Raw genomic sequence first — 12,392 nt, 5'->3', positions numbered from 1 at the left:
ATTTTTCCAAAGAAGCCGCCAACACTTGTGATATCCATACAAACCATTGCCTCCGCGTTGTGATTAATGGGGTATCGTTCTACGATAAGTCATATCACTTGCCCATTTCAAAAAATATTGGAAAACAATAGAAAAGGTCGTCTGAAAACCCTGATTGGGGATTTTCAGACGACCTTTGTCTTTGCCGGTTGGTCTGTTCGGATATTAGAAATCCAATTCCGCTTTCAGCCAGTAAGTACGCGGCATGCCGACGACGGCGAAGCTGCGGTCGTATTGCCCGCGCTGTACCTGCCAGTAGTTTTTGTTGAACAGGTTTTCTACCGAGCTGCTGACGGTCAAGGTGTTTTTGCCCAGCTTGGTTTTGTAGCGTGCGCCTACGTCAACCAAGGTATAGGATGGGAAGGCGTATTGTTTTTGCGTATCTTGGTAAGACTTGCCGAAGTACGAAACGTTGCCGTTCAAGGTCAAGCCTTTGGCAAACGGTGTATCCCATTCCACGCCTGCTTTGGCAATCACGCGCGGGTTGGCGACTTGTACGCCGTTAACCAAATTGTCGGCGAAATTCGGATAATCTTTTACGGTTGATTGCAGATACATCAGACCGAAAGTCGGACGCAGGGTTTTGTTCAACAAGTTGGCATAGGTATTGAACTCGATACCGCGGCTGCGTTCTATGCCTTGCTCCGAACCGCTATAAGCCAAGCCTGCATTTTTGCGCGCTGCGAAATCAGTTCCTGAAGTCGTGTTGCCGCGCCAGTAGCCCGGGCGTTTGATTTGGAACGCGTTTAAAGTGGTGACAAAGTCGCCCCAGTTTTTGCGTACGCCGACTTCAAATTGGCGGCTGACGCGCGGATCTGCCATCGTTACATGACCGTCGTCATCAGTACGGATGTCGGACGGCTCCAAATCTTCCATATAGTTTCCGTAAACCACCAAATCGGGCTGCGGAACCCATGCTGCCATCAACATCGGGCTGAAACGGTTCGCATCCGCTTTGCGGCCGTTTAATTTGTTTTTCTGCTCGACGGCTTGGAAACGCCCGCCCAAAGTGAGTCGGTATTTGTTGTCGGCAAAACCAAGCGTGTCAGATACCGCCAAACTGTTCACTTTGATCACGGTATCCACTGAAGGCTTTGCACTCCAAGCCGTTCCTAAGTTGGAATCCAATTTTGCCAATTGGGTTGGAATATCAAGGCTCGGATCGATAACGCTGCTTCTTGTTTGACGTGCTCCTTGATAAGTAGTGCGTTTACGGTCGATGCGGTCAAATGCGGTACTCCAGTTGTGACTTACCGGACCGGTTTCAAATTCGCCGCGTGCAGTCAGATTCATACTGAGCGTTTTGAAACGCTGGTCGGTCAAACGCGCGCGACCCGAATTGTAGGTCAAACCGCTGCTCGTAACGGTAGGAGAGGCGAAACTACCGTAATAGCGTGCATTGTTGTAGCCGATACCGCCTGTAATTTGGGCATTTTCAAACGCATCCCATTCGAAGGTCAGCATATTCGTTTGACCGCGCGTGTTTTGAGCCTGCCAGCTCGGCGCCAAATTCACTTTGCCTTCAGGTGCGGCAAACAAGCGTCCGTTGGCGTTTTGAATGTCCTGCATACGTGCACGGCCGCCGTTGGTTTTGCGTTTGGCGTAGATGGAGTCGAACGCCACGCGCAGTGTTTCGCCGCGGTAGTCGGCATTTAAGGCAAATTCTTTATTGTCTTCGCTGTAACCGTGGCGCGGGGTGTCGCCGTGGCGCAGTTTGCCGTTGGCACGCACGCCGAATTCTTTGTTTTCGCCGAAACGTTGACCCAAGTCGAATGTGCCTTGGGCGCGGTTGTTGCTGAACCAGCCCAAGCCGATTTTGCGGTTGCCTTCATCGGCGGCTTTTTTGGTTTCGATATTGACGGAACCGGATACCGCTCCTTCAGGGTCCATGCCGTTTACGGCGGTGGACGCGCCTTTAATCAATTGCGCGGAGCCGACTTGCACGCTGGCTGTGCCTTGCGTGCCGTACATGCCCGCCAAACCGTTGACGCTGAATTGGCGCGCATCAAGCTGATAACCGCGGAAATACAGGCCGGTCAATGTGTTGCTTTCGCCGCCGAACTGCCAAACGGAAGCGTCTTTTTTCGCTACGGCATCCACCAAAGTACGCGCTTCGGTGTTGTTGAGGGCTTGTTCGTCGTAGTTGACGACGGTAATCGGCGCGGTAAAGGCGTTGGCTTTGCCCAATACGCCCAAGTTCACGCGGTCGCGCAAGTCGCCGTCGCTGGCGATGGAGTAGGAACGTGCGGCTTTGACGCGTTTGGCGTCGGCGCGGACATGGACTTCCTGCAACTGCTGTTGCATAGGGGCTTCGGGTGTCGCTTCATCGGCGGCATAAGAAAACGCGCTCATAATCAAAAGCGGCATCAGGGCTAATTTGCTGTTCATAGATTCCTTCTGTCTCTGAGGTGGGTTATTTTTATTGCAATAAGCGTTAAAAATCACAAAGTAATTTTGCTGCGGAATTATATTTGATAACATTCTGCTTTTCTATAAAAAGTGATGATAACTATTTGTAAAAACAAAAATACAACATCAATCAAAACTTTATCCATAGTAATTGTAAATTATTTTATTAAGCGGAGAATCAGGGTTTCAGACGACCCCTGCCCGCTGCCTGCCTCAAGAGACAATGCACATGCAAAAATGGCAAACCGAGCTTTATTCCACGCCGTCTTGGCTGTTACAGACCTTGTTGATGGTCGCCTCCGCCTCGGCGGTGATTCTGTTTTTGGCACGCGAAACGCGCTTCGGGCGCGAGTTCGCCTATATCCTGCGGCTGTGTCTGACGCCGAAAAGCGCGGTCAAAGTCTTGCTGCTGATTACGGCGATGATTGCGCTGCTGCTGACCGAAGTGCGGCTGAATGTATTGAGTACCTTCATGTCCAAAGGGCTTTACGACTCGATGCAGGATTTAAACGCCTCCGCGTTTTGGATGTTTGCAGCGATGAACGCGGGCGTGGTGCTGGTGAGGGCGTTTAACAACGTCGTCAACGACTTTCTCGATCAAGGCTTGGCGATTAAATGGTCGGAGCGGCTCAATGAAGTGCTGACAACGCGCTGGCTTGCCGACAAAAACTACTACCGCCTGCAAATGCGCCGCCATACACCGGACAACATCGACCAGCGTATCCAGCAGGACGCGCAGGATTTCATCGCCTCGACCATAGAATTTGTGCGCGGCATGGTCAATTCGGTCGTTACCTCGCTGGAATTTGCCGTTGTTTTGTGGGGCTTGGCGGGCATCCTGACCGTGTTCGGCTTCGACATTCCGCACGGCATCGTTTGGTTTGTCTATATGTTTGTGATTTTGGCGACCTTTATCGCCATGTGGATAGGCAACCCGTTGATTCGTTACAACTATGAAAACGAAAAACTCAACGGCGACTATCGTTATTCCCTCATCCGCGTGCGCGACCACGCCGAAAGCGTGGCGTTTTACAGCGGCGAACAACACGAACACGACCAGCTTGCCGACCGCTTCAAAGCCATCATCCGCAACCGTTGGCGCATCGCCCGCCAAAGCGTCTGCTTGAGCGGCTTTAACGATATGTTTACCAACGGAATCAAGCTCTTCCCCATTATTTTGCAAGCCCCGCGCCTGTTTGCCGGACAAATCAAAATCGGCGACATCCAGCAGACCGTCCAAGCCTTCGCCCGACTGCAAAACGCCCTCTCCTTCTTTCGGATGTTCTACAACAAATTCACCGCCTACCGCGCCCGACTGGAGCGTCTGTACGGATTCTTGCTGAGTACGGAAGAACAACACAGCGCACAACAACCCGACATTACCGAAGTTTCAGACGACCTCTCACTGGAAAACGTCGCCCTGTTCCGCCACAACGGCGAAATCCTGTTGAGCGGCATCAACGTCAACCTCAAAAGCGGCGATTCCCTGCTGATACGCGGCCCGAGCGGTTGCGGCAAAACCTCGCTGCTGCGCGCGCTGGCAGGGCTTTGGCCGTTCGGCAGCAGCGGCAAAGTCAGCCGTCCGCCGCATCAAGACATCCTCTTCCTGCCGCAACGCCCGTACACGGCACAAGGCAGCCTGCGCGACGCGATTTGTTACCCCGACATCGACAAACAGCATCCCGAACTAGCCGACGCCATGAATACCTGCCGCTTAGGTTATCTGATTGATAAATTGGACAAAACCGACGACTGGCAACACAAGCTCTCCCCCGGCGAACTGCAACGCGTCGCCTTCGTCCGCGCCCTGCTCTCGCAGCCCAAAGTCATCCTGCTCGACGAAGCCACCGCCGCCTTGGACGAACCGACTGAAGCCCTGCTCTACCGCGCCTTGAAGCACAAACTGCCGCAGAGCATCATCATCAGCATCGGCCACCGCAGCACGCTCAACGAGTTTCACGATTTCAGTCTTGATGTCGGCAACGTAGCTTGCGATTGAATTTATAGTGGATTTACTTTAAACCAGTACGGCGTTGCCTCGCCTTGCCGTACTATCTGTACTGTCTGCGGCTTCGTCGCCTTGTCCTGATTTAAATTTAATCCACTATAAAGCAACAGGGTCGTCTGAAAACCCGTAAGGGTTTCGCCAAAACGAGCGCAGCGAGTTTCGCTAAAACTTTTTCAGACGACCTTTCTGCTAAAATGACACGCTTCAAATACAAGGGAAACCCGCCATGCACGAAATCAAATGCCCGCACTGCCACACCGCGTTTACCGTCAACGAAGCCAGTTACGCCGACATCCTGAACCAAGTCCGCACCCAAGAATTTCAAACCGAAATCCACGAGCGCCTGCAACAGGCGCAGATGCAGTTTCAAAGCGATATGCAGCTTGCCCAAGCGCAGGCGCAAAATCAGTTCGACAAAATCCTAGCCGACAAAAACCACGAAATCGCCGCCCTATCCAACCAAATCAACGCCTACGAAAAAGACAGCAAACTCGCCGCCGCCGAAATCGAAGGTCGTCTGAAAGCGCAAATCGCCGAACAAGATAAATTGATTGCAGAACTGAAAGCGCAGGCAAAATCGCTGGAAACGGCGAAAAACATGGAAAAAGAGCTGGAAATCACCAAAGCCGTTGCCGAAAAAGAGCGCGAATTGGGCAATCTGAACACGCAGTTCATGCTGCAATCCAAAGAAAACCAGTTGGAAAAACAAAGCCTGCGCGAAAAATACGAAGCCGAACTCAAACAAAAAGACGAAACCATCGCCTTCTACAAAGACTTCAAAGCCAGACAGTCCACCAAAATGATAGGCGAAAGCCTCGAGCAGCACTGCGAAACCGAATTCAACCGCATCCGCACCACCGCCTTTCCCCAAGCCGTCTTCGGCAAGGACAACGATGCCAAAACCGGCAGCAAAGGCGACTACATCTACCGCGAAACCGACGAAGAAGGCAACGAAATCATCTCCATCATGTTCGAGATGAAAAACGAAAACGACGAAACCGCCACCAAAAAGAAAAACGAACAATTTTTCAAAGAGTTGGACAAAGACCGCAGAGAGAAAAACTGCGAATACGCCGTCCTCGTCTCACTCTTGGAAGCCGACAGCGACCTCTACAACAACGGCATCGTCGATGTGTCCTACGCCTACCCGAAAATGTACGTCGTGCGCCCGCAATTCTTCATCCCCATCGTCTCCCTGCTGCGCAACGCTGCGCTCAATTCATTGAAATACAAACAAGAATTGGCACAAATGCGCGCGCAAAACATCGACATCACGCATTTTGAAGAAGACTTGGACAAGTTCAAAACCGACTTCGCCCGCAATTACGAACTCGCCAGCCGCAAGTTCCAAACCGCCATCGACGAAATCGACAAAACCATCAGCCACCTGCAAAAAACCAAAGAAGCCCTGCTCTCTTCAGAAAACAACCTGCGCATCGCCAACAACAAAGCAACCGATTTGACCGTCAAAAAATTAGTACGCAAAAACCCGACCATGAGGGCCGCCTTTGCCGCGTTGGAGAAAAAAGAGGATTGAGATTTGCTTCGAGAATGCAAATAGAAATACCAGCTGACCGTTACGCCCGCGCAAGCAGGAGTAACGGAGAACAGGTGTCTCGTTTTCTATCAGTCCGTGAACAAACTCATTTATCCACATCTATAGTGGATTAACTTTAAACCAGTACGGCGTTACCTCGCCTTGCCGTACTATCTGTACTGTCTGCGGCTTCGTCGCCTTGTCCTGATTTAAATTTAATCCACTATACAAAAAGGTCGTCTGAAAAATGAACCACCACAAATCTTAGACAAATAAAAGACTATCCAGATACTCGGTGCAAGCACGGTTCTACATCAGGAGGAGCAAGAAATGAAGGGAAACAAGTTACATTCAAGCCATATGACCCTTAAAATCATTTTGCTAGGTATATTTTTGTTATCTTGCAACCACTCCTACGGCAAGGAGAGACGTATGCAATCTGATGCCAATATGTCATTAAATGACAGCGTGTATATTTCTAAAGCCGAGCTGGAAAAGTTAAAAATCGATGCCTCTTCCGGCAATGGTCAAGCAGCATCAAAATTAGCTCATTATTTTGCTTTTTATGAGTTTAACCAAGATAAATTTATATTTTGGTTAGTTCGGGCCGCTGAGTCGGGCAATACTCAAGCACAACATGATCTTGCCTATATATTCTTTGATCATTACCAAGACAGTAAAGATAAAAACAAATTATATGAAGCAGAAAAATGGGCTCTGCTTGCTCAAAAAAATGGAATGCCTATTACTGGCTTACTAACTGAAATACAAACTGAAAAACAGAATTTGACAAGATAAACATGTCGGCAAACGGTCAAGCCGAAACCTGACAAAGTGCGGGCATCTGAAACTGCTTGCCCCGATAGTCCGTGTCTTTATCCGAGCAGGCGCATTCAACGGTATACGGGCAGCAGTCAAGGACACATAAGAACTTGAAAGGTAATACGCCTTTTGAGGTCTTACAGAATTATTTTTCTCAACCCGTTGTGTAAACAACACGGTGTCTTCTTATATCCCCAACATCTCATCGCAATAAACCAGTTATCCTCATTATTTCACCCATTAAGATGATTTGGAATGCATCTTTTTACAGTTTAAGTGGAATAGAAATAGGCAAAGCAGTCAGCCTTCATCCCAAACCAACCTTCAATAAATCAATCTTTCAGACGACCTAACCCGAAAAAATATTTCTTAGTTAACAATACTTTTCAAATTTAATTTGCAAAAACTGTATTGATACTCTAATTTTTGTCCACATTTAGAGTATAATTACTAAAACTTGAGATATAAGCAGCCTGATATCATCAGGTTCAGTAAAAAAACAAACCTTATCCATTGATTAAAAATAAATTTTCAAACATCCAGCAAAGCCGGTCTGCCAATATCAGCCCGCTCCCGCAACCATCAAGGAACCCATACATGCAAAACAACTTCGACCCATTGCACATCCGAGGCAAATCATTGATTCCCGTCGTCCAAGGCGGGATGGGCGTGGGCGTTTCCGCATCGAAACTCTCCAGCGCGGTCGCCCGCGAAAACGGTGTCGGCACAATTGCCAGCGTTGATTTGCGCCACTTGCATGACGACCTGCTCGCCGAATCCAAAATCAACCCGAGCGAAGAAAAATACACCCGACTCAACTGTACCGCGCTTGACCGCGAAATCCAAAAAGCCAAAGCCGACGCAAACGGCAAAGGCATGATTGCCGTCAACGTCATGAAAGCCGTCAAAGACCACGCCGCCTACGTCCGCCAAGCCTGCGAATCGGGTGCGGACGCGATTGTGATGGGTGCGGGGTTGCCGCTGGATTTGCCTGAAATGACTGAGGGTTATCACAAAGATGTCGCTCTGTTCCCAATTTTGTCCGAATCGCGCGGTATCGGCATCGTATTGAAACGCTGGATGAAAAAAGGTGTTTTGCCCGACGCCATCGTTATCGAACATCCCGCACACGCTGCCGGACACTTGGGTGCAGCGAGCGTGGCAGGTGTGAACGATGCCAAGTTTGAATTCAAACGCGTCATCGAAGAAACTTTTGAAGTATTCAAGAACTTAGGCCTTGAAAGCGAAAAAATCCCACTCATCCTTGCTGGCGGCATGGCAAACTTTGAAAAAGTCAAAACGGCCCTGAAAAACTGGGGTGCGTCCGCCGTCCAAATCGGCACGGCGTTTGCGGTTACCGAAGAAGGCGATGCCCACATCAACTTCAAAAAAACGCTGGCAGGCGCGGAAACCGAGCATGTTGTCGAATTTATGTCCGTCGCCGGACTGCCCGCACGCGGGGTGCGCACCAAATTCCTAGACAGCTACATCAAACGCGAATCCAAGCTTCAAGCCAATGCCAAAGCCGACCCGCGCCGCTGTACGCAAGGCTTGAACTGTCTGACCAGCTGCGGACTGCGTGACGGTTTGGCAAAAGCCGGACAATTCTGCATCGACATCCAACTCTCCGCCGCCTTCCGTGGCGAAGTCGATAAAGGTCTGTTTTTCCGCGGTAAAGACCCGCTGCCATTTGGCAACGCCATCCGCACGGTGCAAGAAACCATCCAATATCTGCTTAACGGCGCTCTTCCCGCAGCAGCCAAATAATTCATACCCGCAGATGAACGCTAAAAAAGGGCATATTTCAATGTGCCCTTTTTTAGTGGGTTAAATTTAAATCAGGACAAGGCGAGGCAACGCCGTACTGGTGGTTTAAAGTTAATCCACTATATCCTGCCTGCAAATCGCGTGATGCTCAAAAAAGGTCGTCTGAAACCGATTTTCAGACGACCTTTTCCCAACGCTGCCTCCCTTTTCCTGCACACATTGTCAACAAAATCCGCATAAAAAATGCTAAGATGACCGTCTCGATAGACATTTGGAACACCCATGAACCCACTACTCGACCAACTCCAACCCTATCCATTCGCCCGCCTGCGCGAAGCCATGCAGGGCATTAATCCTCCCGAAGGCGTCGCCCCCGTCCACCTGCACATCGGCGAGCCGAAACACCCTACCCCCAAAGTCATCACCAATGCGCTGACCGCCTCGCTGCACGAACTGGAAAAATACCCTCTGACCGCAGGCCTGCCCGAACTGCGCCAAGCCTGCACCGACTGGCTGCAGCGCCGTTACGACGGGTTGACCGTCAATCCCGACACCGAAGTCCTGCCCGTGCTCGGCAGCCGCGAAGCCTTGTTTTCCTTCGTTCAAGCTGTCTTAAATCCCGTTTCAGACGACCTCAAACCCGTCGTCCTCAGTCCCAACCCGTTCTACCAAATCTACGAAGGTGCAGCCATTCTCGGCGGAGGCGAAATCCGTTTCGCCAACTGTCCCGCCCCATCCTTCAAGCCCGATTGGAAAAGCATCGCCGAAGACGTATGGCAACGCACCAAAGTCATGTTCGTCTGCTCGCCTAACAACCCCAGCGGCAGCGTCCTGCAACTAGAAGACTGGCAAGAAATCTTTGATCTGCAAGACAAATATGATTTCATCATCGCTTCCGACGAATGCTATTCCGAAATCTATTTCGACGGAAAAAAACCCATAGGCGGCTTACAGGCAGCAGCACAATTAGGGCGCAGCAACCGCAATATCGTCATGTTCACCAGCCTCTCCAAACGCTCCAACGTCCCCGGACTGCGCTCCGGCTTTGTCGCAGGCGATGCCGAATTGCTTAAAAACTTCCTGGTCTACCGCACCTACCACGGCAGCGCGATGAGCATTCCCGTCCAACGCGCCAGCATCGCCGCATGGAACGACGAAGAACACGTCATCGCCAACCGCCGCCTGTATCAAGAAAAATTCGACCGCGTCATCCCCATTTTGCAGCAGGCATTCGATGTCAAACTGCCCGACGCATCATTCTACATCTGGCTGAAAGTCCCCGATGGCGACGATTTGGCTTTTGCCAAAAACCTCTGGCAAAAAGCCGCCATCCAAGTCCTCCCCGGCCGCTTCCTTGCCCGCGATACCAAATGGGGCAACCCCGGTGAAGGCTACGTCCGCATCGCCTTGGTCGCCGATGTCGACAGCTGCGTCAAAGCCGCCGAAACCATCGTTTCTCTATATCACTGAACAAGGGTGCAGTTCAAACCTGAAACATGGTTTTCAGACGACCTTTTTATCATGTAGGAATGTGGCAGATTTTGTATAGTGGATTAACAAAAATCAGGACAAGGCGACGAAGCCGCAGACAGTACAAATAGTACAGCAAGGAGAGGCAACGCCGTACTGGTTTAAAGTTAATCCACTATAAAACCAGACGTTCTGCCCAACGCCCTGCCAAATTGCCCAAATACAGCACGAAGTCCGCTCTCGACAACTCCCGCATCATCCGTCTTGATACAAAATAAAAATTTCAAAACAAAACGTCGTCTGAAAACAAGGATTGCCCGTTTTCAAACGACGTTTCGACATTTTCAAACCGTCTCAAGCCTGACTAATCAAATGTTCGACCAATGCCGGCACGCCTTCCGCCGCGCGTTTCGGAATCACTTCGACATCCGCGCCCACGCCTTGCGGGTTCGGATCGACCAAATAGCGTTCCGCATCGGGCGGTGCGTAATGAATCAGCGAAGCCGCCGGATAAACCTGCATCGACGTGCCGACAATCATGACCACATCCGCATCGCGCATTTCCTCGACCGCCGCATCAAACATCGGTACTTGTTCGCCGAAAAACACGATATGCGGGCGCATCGGATTGCCTTGGCTGTCGCGCACGTCGTCAGTCTGCTCGCCGGTAAATTCGATGATTTCGTCTTCATCGACAGTGCTGCGCAGTTTGTTCAGCTCGCCGTGCAGGTGCAATACTTTGCTGCTGCCCGCCTTCTCGTGCAGCGCGTCCACATTCTGCGTGATGATGTGCACATCGTAATATTGCGCCAGCTTGACCAACGCCAGATGCGCGGCGTTCGGCTCGGCGGCGTTTGCCTGAAGCCTGCGCTGGTTGTAAAAATCAATTACAAGCTTGGGATTACGCGCCAAGGCTTCGGGCGTACAGACATCCGTCACCTTATGCCCTTCCCACAAACCGCCCGCGTCGCGGAAAGTCAGCAACCCGCTGTCGGCGCTAATCCCCGCGCCGGTCAGGACAACGCATTTTTTCATACCGTTGCCCTGCCTTATTGCCGGTAAGTCTGCAAGAAGCGCTCAAGTTTGCCCATGGCTTCTTCGATTTGGTGGGTGTACGGCAGGGTAACGATGCGGAAGTGGTCAGGGCGTATCCAGTTGAACCCTGTTCCTTGGACGAACAAAACTTTTTCGCGTACGAGCAGGTCGTAGATAAATTTCATGTCGTCATGAATGCCGTACATTTCGGTATCGATTTTGGGGAACATATAAAGCGCCCCCATCGGCTTGACGCAGGATATGCCGGGAATTTGGTTGACAAGTTCCCACGCCTTATTGCGTTGCTCCAACAGGCGGCCGCCGGGCAGGATAAATTCGTTGATGCTTTGATAGCCGCCCAAAGCGGTTTGGATGGCGTGTTGCATCGGCGTGTTGGCACACAGGCGCATGGAGGCAAGCATATCGAGACCTTCTATATAGCCTTTGGCATGTTCTTTCGGGCCGTTGAGCACCATCCAGCCTTGGCGGAATCCGGCAACGCGGTAGGCTTTGGAGAGACCGTTGAAGGTGATGGTCAGCAGGTCGGGCGCGAGCGCGGCGATGTGGTGGTGTACCGCGCCGTCGTAGAGGATTTTGTCGTAAATTTCGTCGGCGAAGATAATCAGACCGTGTTTGCGCGCCAACTCGGCGATTTCAAGCAGGATTTCTTTGCTGTATACCGCGCCGGTGGGGTTGTTGGGGTTGATGACGACGATGGCTTTGGTTTTGGGCGTGATTTTGGCTTCCATGTCGGCAAGGTTGGGAAACCAGTCGTTTTCTTCGTCACACAAATAATGGCGCACCGTACCGCCCGCCAAAGTGGCGGCAGCCGTCCATAGTGGATAATCGGGTGCGGGAATCAGAATTTCGTCGCCGTCGTTCAAAAGCGCCTGCATGGACATGGTAATCAGCTCGGACACGCCGTTGCCGATATAAACGTCGTTGACCGAAATATCGCGCAGACCTTTGGTTTGATAGTAATGAACGATAGCCTTGCGGGCGGAATACAGCCCTTTGGAATCGCAATAGCCTTGCGCGGTAGGCAGGTTGCGGATCACGTCCACCAAGATTTCATCGGGCGCTTCAAAGCCGAATGGCGCCGGATTGCCGATATTGAGCTTGAGGATTTTATGGCCTTCTTCTTCGAGTTGCAGGGCTTTTTTGTGTACGGGGCCGCGGATGTCGTAGCAAACATGGTCCAGCTTGGACGATTTGGGAAATTTCTCCATGATGTGTGTTCCGTAAAATTGTTAACAATGGGGGTAAATGTACTCCGTTTGCAGGCGGAAAGAAAGGGGCAAATGC

Annotated in this window: 8 protein-coding genes; 5 read left to right on the top strand and 3 right to left on the bottom strand. The window is 51.1% G+C overall.

From position 1 onward, the window contains the following. Positions 1–204: 204 nt before the first annotated feature. On the bottom strand, positions 205–2,427 hold the full coding sequence (locus ACMYUL_RS12745; protein WP_342031625.1) for a TonB-dependent receptor: 2,223 nt from the start codon (positions 2,425–2,427) through the stop codon (positions 205–207). Positions 2,428–2,677: 250 nt separating this feature from the next. On the opposite strand from ACMYUL_RS12745, the gene ACMYUL_RS12740 reads away from it, so the two are divergent. The 5 genes from ACMYUL_RS12740 to dapC all read left to right on the top strand — a co-directional run bounded on the left by ACMYUL_RS12740 (position 2,678) and on the right by dapC (position 10,052). Continuing rightward, on the top strand, positions 2,678–4,447 hold the full coding sequence (locus ACMYUL_RS12740; RefSeq protein WP_415770959.1) for an ABC transporter ATP-binding protein/permease: 1,770 nt from the start codon (positions 2,678–2,680) through the stop codon (positions 4,445–4,447). 235 nt (positions 4,448–4,682) lie between these two features. Beyond that, the gene (locus tag ACMYUL_RS12735) at positions 4,683–5,993 is read left to right on the top strand and encodes a DUF2130 domain-containing protein (protein ID WP_415770957.1); all 1,311 of its coding nucleotides are present in this window, start codon (positions 4,683–4,685) and stop codon (positions 5,991–5,993) included. Between the two features lie 432 nt (positions 5,994–6,425). Then, positions 6,426–6,791, top strand: coding sequence for a hypothetical protein (locus ACMYUL_RS12730; protein ID WP_070513532.1), 366 nt, complete (start codon positions 6,426–6,428; stop codon positions 6,789–6,791). Between the two features lie 621 nt (positions 6,792–7,412). Continuing rightward, on the top strand, positions 7,413–8,582 hold the full coding sequence (locus tag ACMYUL_RS12725; RefSeq protein WP_003778674.1) for an NAD(P)H-dependent flavin oxidoreductase: 1,170 nt from the start codon (positions 7,413–7,415) through the stop codon (positions 8,580–8,582). A 282-nt stretch (positions 8,583–8,864) separates the two neighbouring features. Further along, positions 8,865–10,052 carry a succinyldiaminopimelate transaminase gene (dapC, locus tag ACMYUL_RS12720; protein ID WP_415770955.1) on the top strand — a complete coding sequence of 396 codons (1,188 nt, stop codon included), beginning with the start codon at positions 8,865–8,867 and terminating at the stop codon, positions 10,050–10,052. Positions 10,053–10,406: 354 nt separating this feature from the next. On the opposite strand, the gene ACMYUL_RS12715 is transcribed toward dapC, so the two are convergent. Both ACMYUL_RS12715 and ACMYUL_RS12710 read right to left on the bottom strand, forming a co-directional pair. Next, a complete protein-coding gene (locus ACMYUL_RS12715) occupies positions 10,407–11,087 on the bottom strand; it encodes an SIR2 family NAD-dependent protein deacylase (protein ID WP_070513527.1) in 681 nt (226 codons plus the stop codon). 14 nt (positions 11,088–11,101) lie between these two features. Beyond that, complete coding sequence (locus ACMYUL_RS12710) at positions 11,102–12,316, bottom strand: pyridoxal phosphate-dependent aminotransferase (protein WP_070513525.1); 1,215 nt, start codon at positions 12,314–12,316, stop codon at positions 11,102–11,104. Positions 12,317–12,392: the final 76 nt, after the last annotated feature.

The organism is Neisseria sp. CP9, assembly GCF_047758525.1.
GTDB lineage: Bacteria > Pseudomonadota > Gammaproteobacteria > Burkholderiales > Neisseriaceae > Neisseria.
Note: the sequence above shows the minus strand (reverse complement) of the source record. Positions and strands in the feature narration are given on the sequence as shown.